The 25124-nt window shown below is 47.7% G+C and carries 22 protein-coding genes; 14 read left to right on the forward strand and 8 right to left on the reverse strand.

What is annotated here, in order from left to right; translation table 11 throughout:
- Positions 1-62: 62 nt before the first annotated feature.
- From HP399_RS09960 to HP399_RS09970, 3 genes are all read right to left on the reverse strand, one after another.
- A complete protein-coding gene (locus HP399_RS09960) occupies positions 63-3203 on the reverse strand; it encodes a penicillin-binding protein 1A (protein WP_173618485.1) in 3141 nt (1046 codons plus the stop codon).
- Between the two features lie 446 nt (positions 3204-3649).
- Positions 3650-4249 carry a 30S ribosomal protein S4 gene (gene rpsD / locus HP399_RS09965; protein WP_015892403.1) on the reverse strand — a complete coding sequence of 200 codons (600 nt, stop codon included), beginning with the start codon at positions 4247-4249 and terminating at the stop codon, positions 3650-3652.
- Positions 4250-4541: 292 nt separating this feature from the next.
- The gene (locus HP399_RS09970) at positions 4542-6830 is read right to left on the reverse strand and encodes a YcdB/YcdC domain-containing protein (RefSeq protein WP_173618484.1); all 2289 of its coding nucleotides are present in this window, start codon (positions 6828-6830) and stop codon (positions 4542-4544) included.
- A 230-nt stretch (positions 6831-7060) separates the two neighbouring features.
- Here HP399_RS09970 and HP399_RS09975 point away from each other — a divergent pair, with 230 nt between their 5' ends.
- From HP399_RS09975 to HP399_RS10005, 7 genes are all read left to right on the forward strand, one after another.
- Complete coding sequence (locus HP399_RS09975) at positions 7061-7642, forward strand: histidine phosphatase family protein (RefSeq protein ID WP_173618483.1); 582 nt, start codon at positions 7061-7063, stop codon at positions 7640-7642.
- Positions 7643-7680: 38 nt separating this feature from the next.
- Positions 7681-9921 carry a sensor domain-containing diguanylate cyclase gene (locus HP399_RS09980; RefSeq protein ID WP_173618840.1) on the forward strand — a complete coding sequence of 747 codons (2241 nt, stop codon included), beginning with the start codon at positions 7681-7683 and terminating at the stop codon, positions 9919-9921.
- Positions 9922-9987: 66 nt separating this feature from the next.
- Entirely contained in the window at positions 9988-10986 is a 999-nt protein-coding gene (locus HP399_RS09985; RefSeq protein WP_173618482.1) for an MBL fold metallo-hydrolase, read from the forward strand.
- Positions 10987-11112: 126 nt separating this feature from the next.
- Positions 11113-12021, forward strand: a complete 909-nt coding sequence (locus tag HP399_RS09990) for a hypothetical protein (RefSeq protein WP_173618481.1) — start codon at positions 11113-11115, stop codon at positions 12019-12021.
- 255 nt (positions 12022-12276) lie between these two features.
- A complete protein-coding gene (gene refZ / locus HP399_RS09995) occupies positions 12277-12879 on the forward strand; it encodes a forespore capture DNA-binding protein RefZ (RefSeq protein WP_173618480.1) in 603 nt (200 codons plus the stop codon).
- Between the two features lie 47 nt (positions 12880-12926).
- Positions 12927-15374, forward strand: a complete 2448-nt coding sequence (locus HP399_RS10000) for a septation ring formation regulator EzrA (RefSeq protein WP_173618479.1) — start codon at positions 12927-12929, stop codon at positions 15372-15374.
- 5 nt (positions 15375-15379) lie between these two features.
- Entirely contained in the window at positions 15380-15580 is a 201-nt protein-coding gene (locus HP399_RS10005) for a hypothetical protein (protein WP_173618478.1), read from the forward strand.
- Between the two features lie 238 nt (positions 15581-15818).
- Here HP399_RS10005 and HP399_RS10010 read toward each other — a convergent pair whose 3' ends face one another.
- Together HP399_RS10010 and HP399_RS10015 are read right to left on the reverse strand one after the other, a co-directional pair.
- Complete coding sequence (locus HP399_RS10010) at positions 15819-17120, reverse strand: BaiN/RdsA family NAD(P)/FAD-dependent oxidoreductase (protein WP_173618477.1); 1302 nt, start codon at positions 17118-17120, stop codon at positions 15819-15821.
- Between the two features lie 78 nt (positions 17121-17198).
- Positions 17199-18038: a GNAT family N-acetyltransferase gene (locus tag HP399_RS10015; protein ID WP_173618476.1), complete on the reverse strand. Its 840-nt coding sequence runs from the start codon at positions 18036-18038 to the stop codon at positions 17199-17201.
- 153 nt (positions 18039-18191) lie between these two features.
- Between HP399_RS10015 and HP399_RS10020 the strand changes: the two genes are divergently transcribed.
- Both HP399_RS10020 and HP399_RS10025 read left to right on the forward strand, forming a co-directional pair.
- Positions 18192-19271 carry a M42 family metallopeptidase gene (locus HP399_RS10020; RefSeq protein ID WP_173618475.1) on the forward strand — a complete coding sequence of 360 codons (1080 nt, stop codon included), beginning with the start codon at positions 18192-18194 and terminating at the stop codon, positions 19269-19271.
- Between the two features lie 41 nt (positions 19272-19312).
- The gene (locus HP399_RS10025) at positions 19313-19828 is read left to right on the forward strand and encodes a hypothetical protein (RefSeq protein ID WP_173618474.1); all 516 of its coding nucleotides are present in this window, start codon (positions 19313-19315) and stop codon (positions 19826-19828) included.
- A 71-nt stretch (positions 19829-19899) separates the two neighbouring features.
- On the opposite strand, the gene HP399_RS10030 is transcribed toward HP399_RS10025, so the two are convergent.
- On the reverse strand, positions 19900-20037 hold the full coding sequence (locus HP399_RS10030; protein WP_173618473.1) for a hypothetical protein: 138 nt from the start codon (positions 20035-20037) through the stop codon (positions 19900-19902).
- Positions 20038-20201: 164 nt separating this feature from the next.
- The gene (locus tag HP399_RS10035; protein ID WP_173618472.1) at positions 20202-21449 is read right to left on the reverse strand and encodes an MFS transporter; all 1248 of its coding nucleotides are present in this window, start codon (positions 21447-21449) and stop codon (positions 20202-20204) included.
- Between the two features lie 326 nt (positions 21450-21775).
- On the opposite strand from HP399_RS10035, the gene HP399_RS10040 reads away from it, so the two are divergent.
- The 4 genes from HP399_RS10040 to HP399_RS10055 all read left to right on the forward strand — a co-directional run bounded on the left by HP399_RS10040 (position 21776) and on the right by HP399_RS10055 (position 23819).
- Positions 21776-22000 (forward strand): hypothetical protein, encoded by a 225-nt coding sequence (locus tag HP399_RS10040; protein WP_173618470.1) that lies wholly within the window; start codon positions 21776-21778, stop codon positions 21998-22000.
- Between the two features lie 132 nt (positions 22001-22132).
- Positions 22133-22444: a YtrH family sporulation protein gene (locus HP399_RS10045; protein ID WP_007720892.1), complete on the forward strand. Its 312-nt coding sequence runs from the start codon at positions 22133-22135 to the stop codon at positions 22442-22444.
- A complete protein-coding gene (locus HP399_RS10050; RefSeq protein WP_173618469.1) occupies positions 22441-22986 on the forward strand; it encodes a sporulation membrane protein YtrI in 546 nt (181 codons plus the stop codon). Before HP399_RS10045 ends, HP399_RS10050 begins: the two co-directional genes overlap by 4 nt.
- A gap of 56 nt (positions 22987-23042) precedes the next feature.
- Positions 23043-23819: a sporulation protein gene (locus tag HP399_RS10055; protein WP_007720888.1), complete on the forward strand. Its 777-nt coding sequence runs from the start codon at positions 23043-23045 to the stop codon at positions 23817-23819.
- A 70-nt stretch (positions 23820-23889) separates the two neighbouring features.
- Here HP399_RS10055 and yjcZ read toward each other — a convergent pair whose 3' ends face one another.
- On the reverse strand, positions 23890-23979 hold the full coding sequence (gene yjcZ, locus HP399_RS10060) for a sporulation protein YjcZ (RefSeq protein WP_007720887.1): 90 nt from the start codon (positions 23977-23979) through the stop codon (positions 23890-23892).
- 188 nt (positions 23980-24167) lie between these two features.
- On the opposite strand from yjcZ, the gene codY reads away from it, so the two are divergent.
- Positions 24168-24944: a GTP-sensing pleiotropic transcriptional regulator CodY gene (codY, locus tag HP399_RS10065; RefSeq protein WP_173618468.1), complete on the forward strand. Its 777-nt coding sequence runs from the start codon at positions 24168-24170 to the stop codon at positions 24942-24944.
- Positions 24945-25124 lie beyond the last annotated feature (180 nt).

Here is a 25124-nt window from a genome sequence, read left to right on the forward strand (position 1 = left end):
CCCTTACGATTGTAGAAAAACAGAGATGGCGTCTAACCATCTCTGTCAGTTGTCATTCCAGTTTATTCTGTGGTGTTGGCAGTTACGATGTTAGAATGTGGCGATTCTCCGTAACTGTTGACTGCGGTAATGTAATAGTTGCTGCCATTCGGTACTTCTGCTGCATGTGTAAAGCTTGTGCTAGAGACTGTACCGAGTAGCAAATAGCCGCTTGCTGAGTCTGGGCTAAAATATACGTTGTACATCTGCTCAGACGAGCTGCTTCCTTTCCACTGTAGCTGCCAACCGTTTGATGTATTCTTGATGGACAAGGATTTCGGAGCAGCAGGTGGTGAAGTGGAATCAGTGTTTGTATTCGTGTCTCCTGATCCATCTAGCGGGTTAGTCGCAGTTCCACCTGGATCTGTTTGACCATTCCCGTTATTGTCCGTCGGATTCGGGATGCCTGTTTCCGTACCTTGATTTGGATCAGGCAACTGCCATGTCTGTGTAGAACCGACAGAAGCGATTGCGGAAGGCTGCGATTCATTGCCAGCGATATCCACAGAAGTGACATAATAGCCTAAATCTCGATGGGCTGCAGTCGTATCGGCAAAAGTCAATTCCGATGGATCCTTCACAGTCGCTACTTTGACAAAGCCGTTCTGCACATCAGCGCGGTAGATGCGATAACCGACCAAGTCAGCTTCTTTGGCTGATTGCCACGTAAGCGAAATTTGCTTGCCTGAGCCTGTAGCTGTTACACCGCTTGGCGAAGCTGGCGCTCCACCTGCCTCTGTGCGAGGGTCTTCCTTGTCAGGCAAGCGGTCCTCCCAATCTGGCGGTTGGGTGGCGACTCTACTGTTTTTCGCTTGAATTTGCTCCTTGGTAGGGAGCGGATCAGGTGAGCGGTAGAAGACGCTTTCGGTAACAAAATCTTCAGGTGTTCCTTCCTTCGCCAAATACCGTTCGCCATTATACGTAATGACACGTGCTTTTTGGTGGGTATCGTCCACCTTCTTCGGAACGAATTTGCTGTTGAACAAATCAGTGATCAAATGACCAGCTTCTTTTGAAAGCTCACTAGGCAAAAGGCCTGATTTGGAGTCTACAGTCGCGCTGACAATTCCTGCCGGCTTTTTAAAGGTGGAGTCAGGAGGTGAAAGGTTCGGATGTTTCGCAATGACATCCTTCATGACCTTACCCCATACGACCATCGGAACATATTTGTCCGCGTCTGGCATTGGATATGGCTCGTCAAAGCCAACCCATACGCCCATAGACAGCTCTGGCGTGTAACCGACGAAATAGAGGTCGTTGCTGTTATTCGTTGTTCCGGTTTTACCTGCCACATCGACTTTGCGCGGCACGTATTTGCGGATGTGTGTACCTGTACCGTTATTGACAACGGAACGCATCATATCAGTGATCAGGTATGAGGTTTGCTCGCTGTACACTTGCACAGGCTTGGTTTCGTGGCGATAAATGGCTTTTCCGGTGTTATCCTCAATTCGGTCAATCAGATAGGCATCCACGAAAGAACCGTGATTTGCGAATGTCCCATAGGCGTTTGTAATTTCCTCGACAGTTGTTCCGTAGGTAAGACCGCCAATTACGCCAGTGGCTGCATAGTTGTCAGCATCCACCAATGTTGTGATTCCCATTTTCTTTACGTATTCGAGAGCCGTTGGAATGCCAACTTTCAAATACGTCTTGATCGCCGGAATGTTCCAGGACATCCGCAGCGCTTCGCGGGCACTCATCATCCCTTGCCATTTGTTGTTCCAGTTCTTAGGTAAATGGGAACCGTTCTGGCCGTCAGCGAGTAGTACCGGAGCGTCATCGATTGGGGATGCTGGCTGGAGCAATCCCAGTTCAAAAGCAGGAGCATAAGCGGCAAGTGGCTTCATGGCAGAACCAGGCTGGCGTGGTACAGTGGCGTGGTTCGTCTGTTCCACCTTGAAGTCACGTCCCCCGATCATGCCGAGGATGGCTCCTGTTTTGTTGTGAATCAGCATTGCGCCGACTTCTTCGAGAGCATTTTCGATTTTTTCTGTTTTGCCGTTAGAGCGACGAATCGTATAGGTACGATTCTTACCGAAGTTTTTCGGGTCGGCTGCAACAGCCTGCATGATGTCATATACGCTCTTGTCGATAGTGGTATGTATCTTGTACCCTTTTCGCAGTATGTCGCGACGTTTCTCTTCAACCAGCTGTCGGTATTCGTTGCGGCCGATGGTTGATTTGTCTCGTCCTTTTTCCAAGAGGTCTGCATCCACAAGTTGACGTGCGGCACGATCTTCAATCTCCATCATCAAGAAAGGTACTTCTCGATAAGCTTGCTGCGTCGGTTTTGCTAGCTGTGCCTTCAATTCACTGGCGAGAGCTCCATCGTATTGGGTTTGTGTGATGTAGCCATTTTCCAGCATGCGATCCAACACCATTTTTTGGCGTTCCTTCCCGCGCTGATAGCTTTCTGCACGGAATGGAGAGTAGGCACCTGGGTTTTGAATCATGCCTGCAAGATAGGAGCCCTCAGCGAGCCCGAGCTCTTTTACATCTTTGCCAAAAATCCCTTTCGCGGCAGCCTGAACGCCGTATACGTTTGATCCGTTGGCGTTTTTTCCGAAGTAAATTTCGTTCATGTAGGCTTCCAGAATCTGATCTTTGGAAAACATGCGCTCGATCCGAATCGCGGTAAAGATTTCACGGGCCTTACGGGTGTGGCTAACTTCAGCAGAAAGGATTGTATTTTTTACAAGCTGCTGTGTAATCGTACTACCACCTGTTACGACAGGCTGGTTGGTAATTTCCTGAATCGCTCCGCGCATGGTAGATTGCAGCGAAACTCCGGAGTGGTGGTAGTAGGTTTTGTCTTCAGTTGCGATGATGGCATTAATTAAATAGGGAGAAACGTCTGCTTTCTTCACCAAACGTCGATCGCCTTCTTCGGCCCGCAATTGGCCGATCAGAGAGCCGTCGTTGTAGTAGGCGAATCCAGTCAGATAGTTGGTGAAGATTTTATTCTCCAGTTCCTCCTTGCTGCGCACAGGCTCGTCCTTCACGAGTGCGGCAACATAACCTGTCACGATTCCTCCCGCAACTGCAGCTCCCATTAGCCCTAGTACGAAGACGATTTGGAAGATGATCCAGAACGTTCTACCACGGCTTCTGCGTCGCTTTTTCTTCGTCGGTTCAGAGGAAGATGTGTGGTTATTCGACATAGTTCTACGACCCCCTAGCATACCACCTGATTATACCATACGAGGAACCTAGAGGATAGAAAATGCGGAGGAGATAGCAAAATGTGTCAAAAACCGTTGGAAGTTGTCAACGGCATGTGTTTGATTGCGTTTCACAGACATTGTTAAGCTTACAGAGTGGGATCAAAAAATGGCGGGATTCAGGAGTGTGGGTATGAATTCCTGGGGGAAGCAGGAATCATTGGACGGCTGTATTTTCGAAAAAGAGGTCAGCGCTCGTTCGTTACGGGGAGTTCAAGAAGCTGATTGTCCAAAAAAGGGCACAATCACTGCTGGACTATTCCAAACAGAAAAATGAATTCGTCAGCGAGGTGTTGGCGCGGGCGAAAGCGTGGCATAAGGGAAATACATAAAAAAAGAGCAGGCCGACAAGCGGCACTACTCTTTTTCTTTTTATCCTCAGACGATTAACGGCTGTAGAACTCAACGATCAGAACTTCGTTGATTTCAGCTGGCATTTCTTCACGGTCTGGCAGACGAGTGAAGGTACCTTCAGCAGCAGCATCGTTGAATGTAACGTAGTTCGGCAGGAAAGTGCGACCTTCCAGAGCGTCCTTGATCAGTTGCAGACCACGGGACTTTTCACGAATGGAGATTACATCACCCGGTTGTACGCGGTAGGATGGGATGTTTACTTTTTTGCCGTTTACCAGGAAGTGACCATGGTTTACCAACTGACGAGCAGCTGGGCGAGTTGGAGCAAAGCCCATACGGTATACCAGGTTATCCAGACGGGATTCCAGCAATTTCATGAAGTTTTCGCCCACTACGCCAGCCATTTTGCTAGCGTTGTCGAAAGTGCGGCGGAATTGTTTTTCGTTAAGGCCAAACATGTGGCGCAGTTTTTGCTTTTCTTGCAACTGGATTCCGTACTCGCTCAGTTTACGACGGTTGTTGTGACCGTGTTGACCTGGAGGGAAGTTGCGTTTGATGTCTTTTCCTGTACCATCGAGGGAGATACCCAGACGACGAGCCAGTTTGTGACGAGGTCCTGTGTAACGTGACATGTTTTCATTCTCCTTTAATATGGATTCGCAGGTGTTTACTTCCGGCAGGTTAGTTCCTACTTTATCTACACGAACTTCGGACGGTAGCGTTTCCGCATCGTGCTCCTCACAGATGATCAGCCGCAGTCTGTAAAGGGAGGGAACTAAGAGGGTACATCCTTCCGTTTTTACCTACAATCAATGCTACCCTGTACACATACATTCAATAATACTAGGCGCAATATAGTAAAGTCAAGGGAAAAGAAGCGCGCCATCCGCCGCAAGAAGTGGGCTGGATGGCGCTTTTTGGGTTTTATTTTCGCAACAAAGTAACCGGACCGTCTGAAGTATCCCGTTTTTCGAGGAAACGGGTAAAGGTAATGGCTGCATCGGCACGAGGGACAAGGCTTTGCGGCTGGAACTTCTGCTTGTCGGTTGGCACGATATCGAGTGTAGTCGCGATGATGATCGAACCGCGGTACTTCGAATTGGCAATGTCTGAGAGCTGGGACTGGAACATGCCAGGGAAGTCCGTCAGTTTTTTGTAACCGAGTGCACGAACAATCATATCAGCGAGCTCTTCACGTGTAATCGTCTCATTTGGGTTCAGCTTGGAAGCATTTTTATCGAGAAGTCCGCGATCAACAGCACCTTCCACGGCTGAGAAGAAGCGCGAACCATTTGCCACATCGCTATAAGTGGCCTTGCGTTCCAGAGAGTACTGTGGATAGTGTCTGCCTTGGTTGAGACTGATCATGAGCATTTCAATCATTTCGCCACGTGTGATTGGTTTTTGCGGCATGATATTGCCGTTTTCAAGCGTTAGTGCGTCGTATTCATACATCAACAAGAGTTCCTTCTCCGCCGGATGATCTTTCAAATCGGCAGGAGCCGGACGATGCAGCGCAATCGTTTTGCCAGTAGCGGTGGAGCTCCACTCGCCTGTTACACCATCAAGGTAATACGGCTGCTCAAACGGCGTCATTGTCGCACGATAGACGATCTTGGCAGTTCGCTTCGGTGTGTAGGAAGGCTGCTCTTTTGCGCGCTTGGCATCCTCAGGACTAAGAGGGACAAGGGCGTAAATTTCCTCTGCTTTTGTCTCAGTCCACCACTTCTCGCTCGCTTCGGCAGCAGGCAGGTGCTTGGGAACTTGTGTCGGGTATGTTTCACTGCCCAATTCAGCACTGTAATTCAGCAGATCGCCTGTTTCTGTGTCAAACGTGAAGTAGGCAGAGCCGCTAGCTGCAGCTATTCCGTTGATAAAACGCTCAAATCGGATCTGCGTCCGCTCGGAATCAACGGGTTGGTTTTGGATTTCCTCTTCCAAACGCTCTGTCCAGTAAAGCTGGTGGGCCATGGTGGGCGCCAAATCACGAATCGTTTCCATCGCTTTTGCCTTGAATTTTTCTATGTCTGGTTTTTTAGAAGTGGTTGTTTTTTCTTTATGGCCACGGAAGTCCTTGTTCAATCGGTAGATGTCCCCGGTTACAGCATCCACGGAGACATACGCAAATCCGTCTTCGCTATTGCCTTTTTCGCCGAATTCGAGATCCCAGACAGGACGATTGCCACGGTAGTCTTTTTCATTGTAATTGGCAGAACGAAGCTCATAGTTGGACAAATTCAATGTTTTCGATGCCCATTGTACAGCTTCCTCTTGGGAGAGCGGTTGTCCGCTTCGGCGTGCAGGAAGGACTTTGCTGCTGACCGGCTCAGGATCTTTCGCTGGTTGATAAGGGGTCAACGATGGTGTCAATGCTTTCCCAGTCTCCGCATCAATGTAGAATGTGAAAGGATTCATATACCCGAGAGACGGCTTGTTATTTTGAGTCTCCATCCGCTCCCACGGCAGCAGGTAAACTGGTTTTGGATTCGCTTGTTCTTTAAATAGCTTCTCAGCTTTTTCTTCTGAGATTGTCGTGTCTGTGTCCTCGAAAGTCACGTCGTTCCACGACAGAGAATAGTTGGTCACTTTGCCAGAAGCATCTACTGTGATATCTGCGCCGTTGTCAGGAAAGAGAATGCCGTCCACTTCACGAACAAAGTGGAAATTATAGTAGACTTCCGAGTTCAGCGGAGTTTTTGGCTCTGGCATATCGCGGGTATACAGTCTTGTTTCCGCTGCTTTTCCTGCATTGTTTTTCTCGAAAAAGCGCTTCGCCTGCTCTTGCGCCTCTGTATAGGAAATTCGTTTTGCATAGGGAAGCGAAGATGCGTCCTGCTCTTGATGAGAATAGGAAGTAAGCTCGCCTGTATTAGCGTGGATACTGACGCTATATGATAAAAGGACTTTGCCGTTTTCTGGATCTTTCTTCACCCAACTAAACGACCATTCTGGAAATGGACGCCAGCTATCCGCTGAACGAAATGACACATTCTGCACTGTCATCCCAGCGGTAGGCACTATTTTTGTAGCGAGTGCCAAGGCAGCTTCCTTGGACAGCTTTGCTTTGGTTTGTGCCACGGAGTCTGCTTGTGCCACAGTAGTCGCCATTTTATTGGTACTCACATGAGGTGATTGTGCATGTGCTTGTGCGACAGGCAGCAACAGACTGGCAGATAGAACAAATGAGCTAGACCGAATGATCCACGGTTTCATAGGAACCCCTCCAACGATGTCATATTCTTCTTATCACCTCTGACGAGAGGAAGTAAAGGTTCGTTTCAGTTCAAATTCATGAAAAAAAAGTGCTTGGTATTTGCAGAAAGGAATGAAATATAGGAATTTTGTACCAAATGTTTTTTTATCAATCTAGAATTGTGAACATGCATCTTATATAATAAGAAATACTATCCATAGAATACAGAACGGTAAGGAGATAATTCGTTTTGGAAACCATCATGTATCTCATTCGTCATGGAGAGACGGAGTGGAATCAGGTTCGTCGTATACAAGGCCACAGTGACATCGCATTGAACGAGCTCGGTGTACGTCAGGCCGAGCAAGTAGCAGACAGGTTCCAAGGCGAGAAGATTCACGCTTTTTATTCGAGTGATCTCAGTCGGGCACACGATACGGCTGCCAAGATTGCTGGTAACTTCCAATCCTCTGTTTCTACGCGGACAACCTTGCGGGAGCGCTGCTATGGGGAGTGGGAGGGACTCACCTATGAAGAAATACGTGAGCGATTTGAAAATCAGGATGAAGCCTCCTGTGGAATTGAGACATTCGAAGACATGCAGCGTCGAGCTGTAGCTGCCATGACAGAAATAGCAGGGAGCCATTCAGGTGAGGCGATTGTCGTTGTCTCGCATGGCGGTCTCATTAATAGCTTCTTGCATTATGTGACGGTAGGAGAACAAGGAACGGGTATCACACGTATCGATAATACCGGTATTACGATATTTCGGTATGTAGATCGCAGGTGGGAAGTTCTATCCGTTAATGATACAGACCATTTGAAAGCTTGAGAAAATGCTGAGAGAGGGAGTTTCTCGTGTCAAGTAAAATGTTGGGGAAGTTAGAGACAGTCTTTTCCTACACGGCCCATTTTATCTTACAATCTTGGCCGGAAAAGCGCCCAGGCATCCTTTTCTTGACAGATTCCGGGGGCCGCGTAATCAACTTCATGGAAATGCAGGTTGGTCCATCTCGGAATTCTCAAGGGCTTACCCTGCAACACGATGTATCGATTGGCAAAGTCTTTGATTTTATTTTAGAGGCACTTTCCTCCAAAGAGATCGTAGTCAAAACGAGAAGTGAAACGAACAACGTGTGTGGAGCCTTTCCTTTGTGTGAAGAAGATGGAAGGGTTCGAGCTGTCATTGGCATGATAGCGCCCGAAGAACAGATCCATTTCGATTTGTCCTCCTACATGCGCGGGCTAGAGCCGTTGATTCGCATGGGATATGATGCTTATATTCAACACGTCACAAGCCAGATTGTCATGGATTTGACGCTGCATGATACGACCAAAGAGCTGCTGCAAAGCTTGACGGGTCAGATCAGTGATATTATCCAAAAAGGCTATTGTTCGGCCGTGAAGCTCGCGGACAATGCCACGTTGATTCCGCAGGAGAGCGTAACAACGCAAGAGGCCGAAGTCGGACAAACTCACATTGCCCAACTGGTTTCGAGATTCGGTACGACGCAAATCATGCCTTCCATTTTAGATGACCACAGGCTTGTTGTCGTTCCTGTCTCCTTGAACCAAACGCCGCTCTACGCACTGTTTTTGCATCTGCCATCCGAAGAGACAGATTGCGTGTACGATGAACGGGATGTTGCTTTTTTGCAGGAAGTAGGCGCGAAGGCAAGCTGTGCGCTTTGGCGTTCGATCATGTCGGACGACCTGCGTCGTGAAGCGAGCAAAAAAGATTTGTTGTATCAGTTGATGTCAAAGATTCAGGCATCGATTGATGTGAATGATGTTTTGCATGAAATCGTGACGAGCATTCCCAGCCTTTATCCGTACTTGTCGGCAGAGCTGTTCCTGACGGTTGAACCCAATGCAACCACCCCGGTCAAACAGCTTTCTTTTCAAGAAGTAGAGCCGTCTACCAGTACCAAGGCGTATTTGGAAGGACGTCTCATTGCCGAAGAAGTGGGAGAAGGGGAGCAACAGGTGACGGTGATCGCAGCGCCACTCTTGGGCAAGCAGGGCATCTACGGAGTATTGCAAGTGACGTCCGATCAGCGAATCACCTTGAATCAGCATGAAAAGGACTACATCTCGATCTTAGCAGATACTGCTGGCACTGCGTTTGAAAACGCACAGCTCTATCAGCAATCGCGCAATTTGATTCGAGAATTGCGTTTGATTAATGAGATGGCACGCCAGTTGAACAGAAGTCTTGATTTAAAGGAAATTCTCGATTTTGTTACGACGATGATGCGGGCTACCTTTGATGCTGAGTTTTGTGCCATCTTGCGAAAAACGCCGGGTGAGGATTGCTTCGATGTGCTTTCTTCCTCCATTCCAGCGTTCAATGGCATGGCTATCGATTCTACAGAAAAGCCATTTCAGCAAATCTTGCAAAACAAGCAGGCGTTGTTGTTGGCTCAACCAGGGGCAGGACCCCTTCCTTTTTCGCTCTTTTCGTGCTGTTCCTTCATGGGGGTTCCGCTCGTTGTTGAGGGTGAGATAAGTGGAGTCCTTTTAGTCGCAGATTCCCGTTATCATTTTTTTAGTTTTGACGACTACAAACTCCTCGAAATATTTGGACAACATGCGAGCTTGGCAATGACCAACGCCGTCCTGCATAATGAAATGGAACGAATGGTCATTACGGATAATTTGACAGGTCTATACACGAGAAGACATTTGAATGAACGAGTAAGAGGATCATTACAAAAAGACAACTATGGCTCGTTGATCTTGATCGATATTGATTATTTTAAAACCGTGAATGATACTTTTGGCCATCAGGTAGGGGACGAGGTACTGATTCAGGTCTCCAATCTGATTCGACATAGCATCCGAGACAGTGATATCGCGGCAAGATGGGGCGGAGAGGAACTCGCTGTTTATTTGCCACGTGTGGACAAAAACACTGCGCATTCCGTGGCAGAGCGCATACGGGAATGCGTCGAGCAGGAGACGTCTCCACAGGTCACGATCTCGTGTGGACTAGCGAAATGGAGCAGGGAGATGGATGTAAACCTGAGTGTAGAAGCGTTGTTCCATCAAGCAGACATTGCTTTGTATGAAGCCAAAAATTCAGGTAGAAATCAAGTTGTTCTCGCCTAGAGCCAAAACAAAGGCTCTTTTCTCTTTTCGGAAAAAAAGGCAAAAAACTTGAGAGGTAGATAAAAAATGACAACGAACGATGACAAGCAAAGGATCGCGACGCAAGTAGCACCTGATATTTTTTGTCTGGAAATACCTACACCTTTTGATGTGGGGGCAGTAAACGTCTACTTACTCAAAGGGGAACGCTTGACGTTGGTTGATGTGGGTCCGTTGACCGACGATGCGTGGGTGGCCTTAACAGAAGGCTTAGAATCGATTGGGGTAAGCGTGCAAGATATCGAGCAGGTCATACTGACGCATCATCATGTGGATCATTGCGGGCAGTTAGAAAAAGTACGGGAACAATCGGGAGCGAAGACGTTTGCCCATCCGCAGGCAACCCCTTATGTACAGCAGGATGAGCAGTTTATGACTTTTCATGATCAGTTTTTCGAAGAGCTGTACATCCAGAGCGGTGTACCAGAAAAAATGATGGTCATTATCTCGAAATTTCACAAGCTGATGAAGAAGTTTTCTGCGCCAAGCCAGATTGACTTTCATCTGAAGCATGAGCAAAAGGTACCGTACTTGGAGGACTGGCAGGTACTGTATACGCCAGGACATAGCCAAAGCCATCTGTCGTTGTATCGGGCAAAGGATCAAGTCATGATTGGTGGAGACCATATTATCAAGCGAATTTCATCCAATGCCTTCATTGAACCACCCCGGAATCGTTCGAGTTCAAGACCACTGACCTTAATTCAATACCGCACAGCGTTGCAAATGTGTGCGGACATAGAGATCGAACAAGTCCTCAGTGGACACGGTCAACCGGTTTACAACCATCGAGAGCTCATACTCGCTCGTCTGCAAAAGAACTGGGAGAGGACAGGTACGCTCCGAAGGCTTCTTGCAGATGGAGAAAAGACAGCTTTTGAACTGAATGCTCTCTTATTTCCAGGTTTGTACAAAAAAGAATTGCCATTGACGCTATCCGAAACGTTGGGGCACATTGATTTGTTGATGATTCTTCATCAGATTGAAGTGAGAGAGCAAGATCGCATCTTGTATTACCACCTGTAAAACCTGATCGTACAAGAGAGGCTTGTAAGTAGAATAAGCCTATTCCTCCCCGGAAACGCTAAAAGGGACTATTACCCTGGGACCCACATGAGGCTGACCCAGGGTAGCCGAGGGAGGGTAGCATCTATGCAGAAGTATTTGCCCATTTACGTGATGGCTCTTGTGTGTACAGTTGTTGTAGGTGGCTGTAATCAAATGAGTGTGAAGCAGGATGCGAATACAACGTTTGAGCAGGTACGTGACAAGTTCGATGCGCAGAAAGCGTATGCGTTCTACGGGCAAACCAAGCTGTTGACAGCGAATAGTGCCAATGCGAACATGGTTAACTTTTCGGGCAGAAAAGACGGAGAGGCTGTGTACATGAACGTGAAGCTCTCTGTCCCAGAAGAAAACAGAGTGGACAACTTATCCTTGCTCAGCCAAGGGGACAAGCTGTATACCAAGCATGATCAAAACGAAAGCTGGAAACATGTCGCAGGGGATAGTTCGGCCCTGCATCAAGAAATGAACAACTGGAATCCCATCGCTTCCTTTCAGCAAATCGACAACATGAAAAGAAACGTTCGGATGCTGCCTGATGAAAATCCAAAAGACGATTTTGAGGCGTTCGGAGTCGTATTGGATTCTGCCAAACTAAAGAGCTGGCTTGTTACCCAAATGCAAGAGCAAACAAAGTCGGGAGCAAAAGTCCAATCGATAGAAGGGCGAGCGAAACCCTACATACCGAAGCTAAAGATAGCAATGTCACTCTCGGAAGGCAATTGGAGAGGGACGTCTGCACATCATTCTGGATCCACGATTCAGTCTAAGAAAAAGGTGGACGTAAACGAGCTCGTGAACCAGATGGAAGTGGAAGCAGAGTACACGATTCACTACAACAAAAAAACGATGCTCCCCACCAACATGACGATGTCCATTCGATCTGCGTACGATTTGAACGATCAGCGTGTAAAAGAGCATACGCAAGTAGAAACGTATTTGCAGCAATACGGAACAGTAGCCCCTATCACAGCTCCAGAGGAAAAAAGCAAATAGGGAGTAAGAGTAAACAAGTGAGACGTTCCTCTTGCAAAAAAGACAGGAGCGTCTTTTTTTTGTCAGGGAAAATTAAAAATTGAAGTAACGTGCTCGATGCCTTTTACGTACTTCTTATGTGGAAGAAAATCTATGCGATAGCGGTTTTTTTCAATGGAATCAGCATTTCTAGAAGGAATATTGGAAAACATTGTCGAACATACAACATGACTATCTTTTTTCGTCGAATAATCTGTACAATGGGAAAGATGCCTGATGGATCAGACGAAAATGCGTATTTTATCCGCAGCAGCGAAGCTTTTTGATGTTCATGGCTACAAAGGGACCTCCGTAAGACAAATTGCCTCTGTTGCTCAAGTAAATTCCGCGCTGATTTCCTATCACTTTGAAGGGAAGCAAGGAGTCCTGGAGACGTTGATTGCTTCTTACTTTGAGACGTTGTTTCGCCTTTTGGAAGAACTGGAAAACGAACAGGAAAACATCCCTGCCTATCAACGATTGGAACAAGTTGTGCAGCTGTATTTGCAATTTCAATGTGAGCATGCGCCTATCACGCGTTTGATTCATCGTGAGCTGAGCGTAGAATCCATGCTTGCACGTGAAGTGATGACGCTATACATGAGCCGATGGAAGCACGGGCTTTCGCGTGTGATCGAGGGCGGCGTCGTCGCGGGTGAGTTTTTGCCCGTCTCTATTGATCGTACAGTACTGGCTATGACGAGCCAGATGATATATCCATTTTTGCAACCACAAATGGTTCGCCAGGTCTATGATCTCGAGCCATCTTCCGAGGAGTTCGTCCAATGGCTGCAAACCTCGATTATGTGCTATCTGCGAGGTTCTTTGCTGCCCGCTTAGGCGTGGCCTCTCCCAATGAATGATTCTAGTAAGGGGATGTATGACAAGTGAAACGAAAACTATTCATGCTCTGTTTGGCAGGCATGTTGTTATATACGAATCCGGCTTATGCGACGCCGTTTCCAGATAAAAAAGACGAAGTTGTTCAGGACGCTGACAACTATTTGAAAAAAGAAGATAGGACGACCTTTGCAAATTCATTGAACGGCATACCGGGCAGCTACAAAGTCGTGATCGTGGAAAGCACTGCACCGGAAGCAGAATCTCCGGATATCTACGCGCAAAAACTGTTCGACAATTACAATTTAGCCGACGATGCACTCATGATCGTACTCGACATGAACACCGAGCAGTTGGGGATTTATGCTGGTCCTAATTTGCAGGCAAAAGGTGCCACGATGGCATTGCTGCATGACAAGATCGCGTCTTTCTATGAACCATTCCGTACACAAAAGCAGTATTTGACCGGGATTCAAACGTTAATTGCGGAAGTAAACCAAGAGCTTAGCCGCATTGAAAGCAAGCAAGCAACAGCAAAACCGGGTACGACCGACGCTAGTAAAGCAGAAGAGAGCGAAAGCAGTATCGCACTCGGAGGCATTCCATGGTGGATCTATCTGGTTGGGGCGGTATTTGCTGGACTATCGATCGGCTTGATTTACGCGATGATCAGGCGTCGTGCTATTTTTGCTCAAGTAGACGATGTAGAGGATTGGAAGGAAGAGCTTGTTGAGAAGATCAATGTCATCGAGGTGGAAAAACCGCTTCGCCGTTCCAGCGGCATGACAGAAGTACGTTACCACCACTTGGCTGATAAAAAAGAAAATCTGTTGCGCATTCGCATCCCTGATGTGGAAATGATGATCCTCGATGCCGAAGAGGCTTGCGATCGCTTCCGTTTTACGGTGGCACTTGGCATGCTGAATGAGGCGAGAGAGGCCATTTCAAAAATTGAGGAAGAGCTGAATGAGCTAAAAACAGACACTTCCAAAGTGGCAGTTACCAAGCAAGAAAACAAGGTTGTTGTTCCTGAGATTGGAAAGCAAGTGGAGCAGATGGAACGACGTTTGTCCGATTTGCGTCTGGAGTACGGATTGTCTTTCCATGAGCTGAAAGCATCGCTCGATGAAGTAGACACGATGCGAAAACTCGTGAAAACTGCGCGGGCGGCAGGGGACGACATTGCGGCGTATGAAACCACACAAAAAGCTCAGGAAGTACTGGAGCAGGTGGGACAAGCGATGGAGCTCATTCCGAAGCTTGTGCAACGCGTGAAAAAAGAAATGCCAGAAGAATTCAAGCATCTGGAAGATGGAATTGAGCAGGCCGTTCGTGACGGCTTTGATTTAAAACAGGATTCCTTGGACAATGCCCTCTTGCAGGCGAAGCAATTGGTCATGTCCGCGAAAAGCGCTTTGGAAGAGGGCAGCCTGGAAATGGTGTTGACCCATGTCAAAGCGTTCGAAGTGCTCCTTGATGCGACGTATCAAGCGATAGAAGATGGCGTTCTTGCTCGTGATGAAGTAGCAGCGACGGTATATGCAGAAGCGGAACCGCAAGCAGAAGTGAATCAAGGCAAAGATGAAACAGAATTTGTGCAGGTAGAAAAGAGAGCAGAAGTAGGAGAGGTGGAACAGGATGATTCGCTACAGCAGGTAGCTGTGACATCCGCGCCTGTGGAGCGGGAGATTCGTATACCTGAGCCGACTCCAGCTAGCGAGACCGAGCATTCTACCAGCGAAGTAGAGCCTGAAAAGCCGACTCCTCTCCAGCAGGCGAAAGAGGAAGAAGAGCGAACGGTGCGAGGAAAATCCTCAGAGCTAAGTGAAGCTGAACGTTCCGTTTTGTTGCAAGCGATTCCTAAGCTTTTCAATAAAAAAGCACAAAAGCCTGCTCCTGCAGTCAAAGCTGAGGAGCCTGCTTACGAAGAAGAAGAGTATGAACTGGTCATGCCGAAGAATCAGCCTGAACAGGAAGAGATGATTCCGGAAGAAGAAGAGCAAACGTATTTGGTCATCGAAACGGAAGACGATGCGCTGGATGAATTGGAGCGAATTTCTAACACATTAGTCCGCGTCCGTCAGCAAATCAAGCGCAGCTACTTGCCGGGGATACCGGATCAATTGAAATACATGTTTGAAGAAGTCGTGCAAACGTTGGGCCGCGTGCAAACGATCATGGAGCAGTACCGCTATGATCTGGAAGAGGTGGCTATGCTGGTTCAGGACGCGAGTGATTTGGTCGGCGAAACAGAGCGGATGGCAGAACGCATTGTCACAACTTGTCAGATGGCAGAGGGTGCCATTCAGTATACAAACCGTTATCGCCGCCAAAATCGCCAGGTTAATGAGTTGTTGACGAAGGCAGAGATATCATTTCGCCAACTGGCTTTCGCAGAAGCCTATCAACTTGCCGAGGAGGCCCGTCTGGTAATCGAAGGCGCACCAGCCGAAGAGGACAACCGTTGGCTTCTCCGCCGTAAGAAAAAAGGGTGAGTCCGATGATAGTCTTTCCTCTCTTCTTACTGGCAGCTGGCATTCTCGTCATGGTACAGCCGCGGACAAAACGTTGGCAATCGCGAATGAACGCCTATTTTCAAGGAGACGAAAAGCGCGTCAAGCAGCGTGCCAACACGTTTTTTCTGTTGGGCTTAGCCTTTTTGTTCGCTGGATTTGCGTATTTGTTCCGCCTTGTCGGATAAACCAATAACAAATAGTAAAGCACCTGCTAGGAAAAGATGGACGTGCCATCTTTAGTAGCAGGTGCTTTTTGTTGGGCAAAAAAAAGAAGCATCGCTCACGCAGGCGATGCCCCATCTAGGAAGATAAAGGGAGTAAGGTCTGTTAAACCAGCACATTACAACTAGGGGGGAGTAATGTGCTGATTTCTCTTTTCATGAAAAGAGAACCTGATTCATAGTTTCCCCAATCCCTCTTGATCTAAACGTCATTCTCGTAAAAAAATTCAAATGCTTCCTGCGCACTATGCGTACCCGCGGAATAGCCGGATGAAAAGGCGATGGTGATGTTGTAGCCACCGGTATGGGCGTGGACGTCCATGACCTCGCCAGCAAAATACAACCCATCCATGAGCTTGGATCTCATCGAGCGTGGATCGATCTCTTTCACGCTCACGCCGCCACCTGTAATGAACGCTTCCTCAAGGGAGAGCGTGCCCGTAATCGTGAGTGGAAAAGCTTTGATCAAGCTCGTGAGCTTGCTCCACTCTTGTTTTTTCATATGGCTGTAGGTCGTTTCTTCCGAAATTCCTGCCAACGCAAGCAAGAGTGGGATAATCCGTTCGGGAAGGAAGCCTTTGATTGCATTTTTAACTGCTTTTTTTGGCTGCTCCTCAATCAGCTGCCAGCTTTCCGCCGTGATTTCCTCGGCCGTTCTGTCAGGCATGAGATCGATCGTCAGAGATAGAGGAACCGCTCCATATTTTCGTTGCGACACAGAGACATAGTGCCCCATGCGCAGTGAGGCGGGGCCTGATATTCCGAAATGAGTGAAGATCATATCGCCTTCTTGGGTGTTGATCTTTTTCCCATTGGGCGCATACAGGGTCATCGTGATGTCACGCAGGGAAAGACCCTGAATTGATTTATCGCGAATAAAAGAGTCATTGGCTGTAAGTGGTACTTCAGTAGGATACAGCTCTGTGATCGTGTGCCCGGCTGCTTTCGCCCATGCATAGCCATCGCCTGTAGACCCTGTCTGTGGTACAGAACAGCCTCCGACAGCAATAATCACACAAGGCGCGGTGATTTTCTCACCGGATTGCAGCATGATACCACCGACTCTGCCTTCCGAATAGAGAACTTCTTTTACAGCGGCATTTAAATGGAGGGTGGCACCTTGGCGTTTTAATAAATCAATCAACGCTTGGGCAACTGTCACTGCTTTATCTGTGACGGGAAACATACGGCCCCGGTCCTCTTCTTTTAAAGCGACACCCATCTCCTCAAAAAACTGGATAATCTCTCGGTTGCCGAATTGGGTGAGAGCACTGTACATGAAGCGGCCATTTCCCGGCATTTGTTTGATTAATTCATCTTGCTCCTTGGCATTGGTTACATTACAGCGACCGCCGCCAGATATGATGAGCTTGCGTCCGAGCTTCGAGCCTTTTTCCACGAGACAAACTCTTGCTCCTTGGCCAGAAGCAGCAATAGCAGACATCAGCCCAGAGGGGCCGCCGCCTATGATGATAACGTCATAATTGTATTGTGATCGATTCATTTCATTCTCGTCCTTTGTTGTGTAGGGTTGGGCAACACTCATTTTACCACATACCGCCCACCCATCGCGCAATTCTAGCTAGGATAGAGAGGACGAGGCCCCTAAAATATCAGTCAACGGCTGCTTTTCTAAGACGTAACGAACAGTGGATTGATCACGGAGGATATTTGTGACGACATATCCTTTGGCAAAATAAGCCGTGAACAATTCGCACGTCATCTCTCTCCACAAGGAAGCGACGCTCATATCTGTTCGTTTTACATCTTGGAAGAAGGCAGGGACAGGGAGCAACACCATAGGCTCTTCGCGTGACAAATCTATTTCGATGGGATGTGGGATACCATCCTTGAGTTCTAGACGCAACAGGTCTGGCGCCTGTTCAAAAGAGGGAGTAGAGTTCTTCCCTGCCTGACGTGATTCCACACGATTGCTACCGATAAACCATTCCACGAGGAAACGGTCTGTCGGCAGTCCACGATTGAAGTCGTCATCAAGCTGTCCGTAGCAGTTTGGCAAATATGTTCGAACGATACCTCCCAGCTTGGCGATGTTCAGAACACCGTTTACAGTCTCAAGCGGATCGTACGTCCATGTGATTTTGGAATAGCCCGCAGCGGCCGCTTCATCTTTTTGCAGCCATTTCATTTGTACGCCCAGCCCTTGCTTGCGATACTCTGGCAAAAAGCCGAGCATGTGCGAACAAAGATGGGGTTCTCCGTTGGTGAAGCCCGGGAAGCTGTACAAAAAGCCGATCATTTCCTCGCCATCGAATGCCCCTAAAAACAGACCGCCAAACTTTTGCATGGTGAGTGTCATATGGTGGGGAATCGCACTAGAAGGGTCCCATATTTTCCCCTCCATTGCTTCTAATTGCTCAATTTCACTGAATTTGGCCAACTTTCGTAACGTGATTGCCATCTACGTTTTCCTCCTCAAACGATTCGTGTTTTTTTCTTCATTCGGGACAAGCTCTTGCATTCCTGCTTGGGAGTAGTTGCGTCTGAATTCTCTCTCGCTGATAATAGAGAGGGATAATAGGCATGAAACTAGGGTCGAGGAGGATTTTTGGCGATGGAAAATAAATTTCAAGTTGAACTGTGGAACCGTTTGACGCAGGCACCAGGAGCGTCTGGTTTCGAAGGTCCGGTACGCGAGATTATGCGGGAATACATAAGCAGCTATACGAGTGAACTCATGTACGACAATTTGGGCAGTATTTTTGGCGTTATGCGTGGTGACGAGAACGGTCCGAAAATTATGGTAGCGGGTCACATGGACGAAGTGGGCTTCATGGTCACCCGAATTTCTGATAAAGGATTTATTTCATTTCAGACGTTGGGAGGCTGGTGGGGGCAGGTCCTGCTCGCGCAACGTGTACAAATTATTACGGACAATGGACCAGTCGAAGGCGTAATCAGCTCGATCCCGCCGCATGTCTTGAGCGACGATCAGCGCAATCGGCCGATGGATGTACGCAACATGTACATTGATATCGGCGTGGATTCACGTGAGGAAGCAGAACAGGTAGGGATACGGGCTGGCCAGCAAATCGTTCCGGTTTGCCCGTTGCAGGTCATGGCCAATCCGCGCCGCATCATGGCTAAAGCATGGGATAATCGCTATGGTTGTAGTTTGGCAGTGGAGCTCGCAAAAGAGCTGCACGAAAAACCCGATCATCCGAATGTCGTCTACGTAGGAGCCACTGTACAGGAAGAATTGTCCGGACAGCGCGGCGCGAAAACTGCCGCTGCGTCCATCGATCCGGATTTGTTCTTGGCCTTGGATGCGAGTCCAGCCACAGACATACCAGGTGTAAAAGATGACGGCGGCAAGCTCGGCGGTGGACTTTTGATGCGCATCTACGATCCAATGTACGTCATGCCGGTAGGATTGCGTGAGCTTCTTATCTCCACGTGCGAAGAAGAGAACATTCCGTACCAGATTTATGTGGCAAAAGGCGGGACAGATGCAGGTGTCGTTCAGTACCATGGCAAGGGAGTGCCGTCTGCCGTAATTGGAATTCCTTCCCGTTACATTCACAGCCATGCTTCGATCATTGATCGCGAGGATTACGAGGCAGCTAAGCGTCTGCTGTTCAGTGTCATTCGCAAGCTGGACCGTGCGACGTGGGAATCCATTTTGCCTAGATAAATGGTCTGGAGAATATCTTCGAGGAAAGAGAAAGTGGAGGAGTGCTTTTGAACGGGATCATATTGTATACACGGCGACAGGGCGAAGCTACGTCCTTTGAATTTAATGTGTTTGACAATCAATTCGCTACGGAGAATCTGGCAGTGCGCAAGGTGTTGATGGCAATGCTTGCAGCGGTTCAGAACAACTTGACCGATCTGGAAGTGGAATACAACGACAGCATACTGGTGGAAAAGGTCGGGGCGAAGCGCGCCGGGGAGCTGCTTCGTTTTCTCGGGGCAACAAAAGAGAACATGCGGGAAAATCTGAGCAATGATGTAGTCGTCAGCCGGATCTTTCAAGCGCCTTTTACACCGGAGCACTATGAATACTTCTACAACTTGACGGATATCGCACAGCTGTCACACTATCGCTTGAAAGAGGGCAAAGAAGATCGCATCGTGTTTTATTTCACGCGCTATCTCCAACTGATTGTACCTGATGAAAAGTCTCGCCAAGCATTTTTGGACGGATTGGAAGCATTTTCTTTGCCATACAAGCTCGTACCGATTGCGTAAATGAAACGAAAAAAGTCATTTTGCCCTTGCATGAAGGCGCAAAATGACTTTTTTTATTGATTGCCTGAAGCTTAGGTGGAAGGACGATTTGGACCCTCCAGTTTTTTGTCTCCATAGCCCGGTGCATCGTTTTGAACGCTTTTGGGCTGGCGATTGCGCTCGTCTGGTCGATTTTGCTGTACAGAGGAATCCTTGTTTTGCTTGGTCATATAACTACCCCTTTCTCAAAGCCATGGTTGCCAAGGCGAATTTGTTTTTTGACGAATGCGGGAGGAGACATGGTCCTCCAATTGGATGAATAGGGAGGTAAGCGGTACTCGCCTAAGCACTTCCATTTGCTTTTCGGGTTGATGCTGTGCGTGTTCCTCTGCGTTCATGTGGCCCCTTCCTTTCTGCGATTTTTTAAGGGCGAGTCAGGTACAGCGTTTTTGTGGCGAGGAATTGCGTATACGGCAAACAGACCAAGAATGGCCGCCAAAAACAGCGTAATCACTCCATAGCCAATCCACGGATATTTGCTGCCGACTCCCCCTAGCTTTTCAACCATCGCTCCACCCAATCCCGTCCCAAGAGCCGTCCCAAGACCAGATACGAAATTGGAAAAGCCAAAGTACGCTCCCAGCCATTCTTCTTTTGCGAAATGAGTGACGAGACTGTCCAGCATCGGCATAAACAGCATCTCACCCAAAATGAAAAGTATCGCAGCCCCGCACAGTGTGAGGAAGTGGTTCGCCCATCCCATGAGTGTAAGCCCTGCACCCAACAAGATCGTTCCCATCGTGACAGACAAGTACGGATTGATACGCTGTAGAACAAAGCGTGAGAGCAACCCTTGCAAGATGACGACACTGAGCGAGTTGATCGTCCAAATGAGACCAATCATCGTAGCAGAATGCAGGACATGCTCTCCCCGCAGCGGCAGGATCATGGCGAATTGAGCGTAGACCGCCCAGATTAAGAGCGAGATCACGGAAAAAAGCAGAAAGCTGCGATGGGTTAAGATGTGACAATATTCCTTGATCGGCGTTTGCTTGCAATCAGTTCCCACACAGCGATCATCGGGAAGGATGAAGCGGGAAAAGACAGCAAGTGCTCCATATACAAAGGCAGCTACGAGAAACGGCTGTTTCCCACCCGCAGTCATCCACGTAATGATTAAGCCTGCGACAATGATCCCACTATGAGCGAGTATCCCTCTCCACGAGAAGGCAGCGGTTCTTTGGCTCTCATCCACTTCATCCGCGATCATGGCTTTAATGGTAGGAGCGAGCAGGCCAAGACCCAAACCGTTGACAGAGGAGAATAACAAGAAGAGACCATAGGAATGGCTGAAGTGATAGCCTGCCATGGCACAACCTTGAAGGAATGCCCCCAAAGCTAGGATGGAGCGTCTGCCCCAGCGATCTGACATCAAGCCGCCTGCCAAGCTTCCGATTTGGTATGTGATGCTTCCCGCTGCCAAAATGATGCCGACTTGGGAGAGAGAAAGAACCCGTACCTTTTGCAAAAAGACTGGGAAGACGGGAATGACCAGGTAAGAGGCCATATGCATGAAAAAGACGACTGTCAGTAACAGCAAGTAAGGCTTGTTTCGTAACAGAGATCCAGTAGAGGCTGTCATGTTCGTCTCCTCTTTGATTCATTCCTCTCTAGTATGAGTGGAAAAGGAGTGTCCCTATGCGTCATTTTTCACAACAAAGTAGGCAAGCACACAAAATCGATTTGAAGGCAGGCAAGTGTCCAATCCAACAAGCGTGCAACCACATATACCTATAGGGAAAGGTACCATGGGCGGTATGGAATGGTGCGAGGAGCGCGGCAGGATGAAGGGGGGATCTGACGTGAGAGGATTTGGTTTTTTCAACGAGGAAGGTTTCGAAGTGATCATCTGGATCATCGTGATCGTTTTTCTCCTCGTTATATTTTTTGACGAAGGGATAGATTAAGATGAGTGGATATCGGCCGGTTCGGCAATTGAATCACTATTACAAATCAAACGACGCTTTCAAGAAATGGATTCGTGCCAATGAGCAATGGTTCAAGCAAAATCCAGAGGTTTTTAACCAGATGCTGCGCAATCCGAAAATGGTCAACTTGTTTACAGATCTCATGATCATGAACTCGCCGCGCATTGAAAAGAAACTGAAAAAATGGAGAAGGAACCAACGCTGACTGATCCGGCATGCTGCCAAATAGAGCATGCCGCTTTTTATTGTGAACGCTGACGAGTCCTGTTATAAAACCGGGATGACGAGCGTAGGGATAAGCATATGCTGCTTGTTCGAAGAAAGGATGAAGCACAACATGGCACAAGTCATTTTGACGTTTTTTGTGGCTTATGGCATTGTGGTTGGCGGTGCTCTTTCAGGTGGGGTGGGCGCATTTCTCACAGAAAAGCCTCCGCTGTTATCCATGGCCCAATTGGCTGACCAGCTCAAAATATGGGGATTGGTTGGGGCATTGGGCGGAACTTTTGATTCGTTTTTGCAGATCGAAAAAATACTGATGGGAAATTTGACACCTGTCTTTAAACAGCTTGTGATGATCGTCGTCGCATTCTTGGGTGCCCATATCGGAACGATTTGTGTGCATTGGCTGGTACAGGTGCGCTCATGAAGGTGATTCTTTGGAAACGTTACCTCGCTCTTTTGCTCATGGGGTGCGTGTTGGGCGGAACCGTGATTTTATTTACATACGGACGCGAAATGGAACAGATGATGCTGATCAAAAAAAGCTTGGAGCTGCAAAACAAAAAACTGTACGAGGAAAATCTGGAGCTGAAGCAAAATCAGCGGGTCTATCGCAAAAAGCAAGAGGCCGTCATCGAAGACGTACGCGCTTCTGTACTCACTGCGGATCAGAAGCAGCCACTTCATGCCACTATTGTGGTACAAGTAGTCGATCGCGTGGAAAAGGACCTCGCTTCGTTAAAAGGGAAGAAGGTTGAGCAGGTTGCGGAGGTCCATCAGGTCTTGCATGAAATGCTGCGACGCCGCGAATACATTTTGTCTGATCGAACGACGGTGGAGGTACGAATCAAAACGGTCGTAATCAGTAGAACGCTGCATGTGTTCGTGACAGCGGACGTTATACCCGATGATGTTTGGCAAAAGATTGCGCGAAACTTTCTATTTCTTCCGCCGTATATTTCAATATAGAATATCTGATAGCCAGATCATGTAGGTCTGGGTCGGTATAAAGGAGAGGCGAACACATGTCCATGTTCAAAAAATTGTTGGCTAGTGTAGGTATTGGCTCTGCGCAAGTAGATGCACGTCTTGAGCAGGATTCACTCATTCCCGGAGATATGGTCAGAGGTGAGGTCCATATCAAGGGAGGAGATGTCGCCCAGGAAATCGACGAAATCTACATGTATGTCGTTACACACTATGAAAGAGAAGTCAACGACTCTAAGACGAAGGAAGAATGCACACTTGTAAAATATCGTCTGTCTGAGCGGGTACAATTGAAACCGAAAGAAGAAACCGTTCTGCCATTCGCTTTTCAATTGCCGTATGAGACGCCATTGACGATGGGGCGTCAACCCGTTTACCTACGGACAGGTCTCGATATTAAAAATGCGATTGACCCGGGGGATTCCGATTTCATTGAGGTTCGCCCACATCCGTTAATGTCCAAAGTGTTGGATGCCGTTCAACAGATCGGATTCCAGCTGTATAAGGTAGACTGCGAATACAATCGCCACCTCGGTCGCAATCATCCGTTTGTGCAGGAATTTGAATTCCGTCCAACAGGGCCATACCGTAGCCAATTGGAGGAGCTCGAAGTAGTCTTCTACCTTCGCGATGGCGAATTGGAAGTTTTATTGGAACTGGATAAACGTGCGCGAGGCTTTATGGGAGCATTTGAAGAAGCGTTTAATCTCGACGAACGCTATATCCGTTTCCGCTTAACGAATGCAGATGTGAACAAACATACGCATGTCATTGCAGAAGCGATTGAAGCGCTCATTAAGCAGCAGCTTCGCTAGAGAATAATACAAAAAAGGCCTGACGGAGTGAAAGTGACCACTCTGTCAGCCTTTTTTCTTTATGGAGGTCTTAATCATCGCCAACGCCTACGATAGTCAACAGAACGAACAAGACAAGAATTAGCGCAATCCCATTAAAGCCGCCGTTAAACAAGCTCATCGATTTTCCTCCCACCCGCAAGATGTAGTCAATTCCCTATAGAATAGTCATTGATCTATGAATCGGTGTCGGGGCTTCTACCTAAATTCCTGTACACAACTCTCTTTTTAATTTTTCGATTTGCATGTATAGGGCTGGATTTTTCTGACAATACTGTGAGCATGAAGAATCCAGAGGAGGATATTATTATGAATTTGTTAGAAAAAACGAGAAAAATTAATGTGATGCTTCAAAAAACAATGGGTGGCAGCGGAGTAGGCTTCCAAGATCTCGCAAGGCTTTTATCTGAAGTAATTTCTGCAAATGTTTACATCATTACCGCAGATGGCACGATCCTGGGAAGTGGAATGAATCAGGAAATTTCCCTGCAAGAAGAAGGACGTTCATCCACACAGCTCCAGGAAGGTGTACATCAAAAGCTGCTGGAAGTTACACAAACCTTGGCGAACGAGCCGATCACCAGTCCGTACACCCTGGTTCCAAAAGAGTTGAATTCGATCTTCCCGCAAATGATGACGACGATTGTTCCTATCAATGCAGGGGGAAGCCGTCTTGGCACACTAGTTCTGCTGCGTGCTTACGGTCAGTTTGAAACAGAGGATCTGATTTTGGGCGAGATCGGTGCTACCGTGATCGGTATGAAAATCGTTCGTCAGCGCACAGAACAAATTGAAAATGAAGTGCGCGACAAAACATTTGCCAAAATCGCACTCTCTTCGTTGTCCTACAGTGAACAGATCGCGATTGAAAAAATTATGGAACAATTGGATGCACGCGAAGGCTTGCTGGTAGCTAGTCAACTGGCAGATCAAGCAGGTCTGACACGTTCTGTCATCGTGAACGCTCTTCGCAAGCTGGCAAGCGCGGGTGTGCTGGAATCCCGTTCGTTAGGGATGAAGGGTACCTATATCAAAGTACTGAATGACAAGTTCCCATCTGAATTGGCGAAATGGAAAACCTCATAAATGGCACGAGCTACACAGAAGCTCTCCCTGTACAGGGAGGGCTTTTGTTTATGAATCAACAAGTATAGCAGAATCGATAAAACGTTCATAATTTAGCGATTGAATAAATGATTTTCTTCCCTTTATAATGTCCACAAAGGTTTAAACTTCAAAAAATTCAAAAATTAAAGTTCATACTTC

This window comes from Brevibacillus sp. DP1.3A (assembly GCF_013284245.2).
Lineage (GTDB): Bacteria > Bacillota > Bacilli > Brevibacillales > Brevibacillaceae > Brevibacillus.

Excerpts from the sequence above, each read along its gene's own strand:
- HP399_RS10045 (WP_007720892.1), top strand. The coding sequence starts at position 22,133 with ATGGCACAAGTCATTTTGACGTTTTTTGTGGCTTATGGCATTGTGGTT.
- HP399_RS10035 (WP_173618472.1), bottom strand. The coding sequence starts at position 21,449 with ATGACAGCCTCTACTGGATCTCTGTTACGAAACAAGCCTTACTTGCTG.
- HP399_RS10050 (WP_173618469.1), top strand. The coding sequence starts at position 22,441 with ATGAAGGTGATTCTTTGGAAACGTTACCTCGCTCTTTTGCTCATGGGG.
- HP399_RS10055 (WP_007720888.1), top strand. The coding sequence starts at position 23,043 with ATGTCCATGTTCAAAAAATTGTTGGCTAGTGTAGGTATTGGCTCTGCG.
- HP399_RS10010 (WP_173618477.1), bottom strand. The coding sequence starts at position 17,120 with ATGAATCGATCACAATACAATTATGACGTTATCATCATAGGCGGCGGC.
- HP399_RS09990 (WP_173618481.1), top strand. The coding sequence starts at position 11,113 with ATGCAGAAGTATTTGCCCATTTACGTGATGGCTCTTGTGTGTACAGTT.
- HP399_RS10030 (WP_173618473.1), bottom strand. The coding sequence starts at position 20,037 with ATGACCAAGCAAAACAAGGATTCCTCTGTACAGCAAAATCGACCAGAC.
- HP399_RS10020 (WP_173618475.1), top strand. The coding sequence starts at position 18,192 with ATGGAAAATAAATTTCAAGTTGAACTGTGGAACCGTTTGACGCAGGCA.
- HP399_RS09970 (WP_173618484.1), bottom strand. The coding sequence starts at position 6,830 with ATGAAACCGTGGATCATTCGGTCTAGCTCATTTGTTCTATCTGCCAGT.
- HP399_RS10040 (WP_173618470.1), top strand. The coding sequence starts at position 21,776 with ATGAGTGGATATCGGCCGGTTCGGCAATTGAATCACTATTACAAATCA.
- refZ (WP_173618480.1), top strand. The coding sequence starts at position 12,277 with ATGGATCAGACGAAAATGCGTATTTTATCCGCAGCAGCGAAGCTTTTT.
- yjcZ (WP_007720887.1), bottom strand. The coding sequence starts at position 23,979 with ATGAGCTTGTTTAACGGCGGCTTTAATGGGATTGCGCTAATTCTTGTC.
- HP399_RS09980 (WP_173618840.1), top strand. The coding sequence starts at position 7,681 with ATGTTGGGGAAGTTAGAGACAGTCTTTTCCTACACGGCCCATTTTATC.
- HP399_RS10005 (WP_173618478.1), top strand. The coding sequence starts at position 15,380 with ATGATAGTCTTTCCTCTCTTCTTACTGGCAGCTGGCATTCTCGTCATG.
- rpsD (WP_015892403.1), bottom strand. The coding sequence starts at position 4,249 with ATGTCACGTTACACAGGACCTCGTCACAAACTGGCTCGTCGTCTGGGT.
- codY (WP_173618468.1), top strand. The coding sequence starts at position 24,168 with ATGAATTTGTTAGAAAAAACGAGAAAAATTAATGTGATGCTTCAAAAA.
- HP399_RS09960 (WP_173618485.1), bottom strand. The coding sequence starts at position 3,203 with ATGTCGAATAACCACACATCTTCCTCTGAACCGACGAAGAAAAAGCGA.
- HP399_RS09985 (WP_173618482.1), top strand. The coding sequence starts at position 9,988 with ATGACAACGAACGATGACAAGCAAAGGATCGCGACGCAAGTAGCACCT.
- HP399_RS10015 (WP_173618476.1), bottom strand. The coding sequence starts at position 18,038 with ATGGCAATCACGTTACGAAAGTTGGCCAAATTCAGTGAAATTGAGCAA.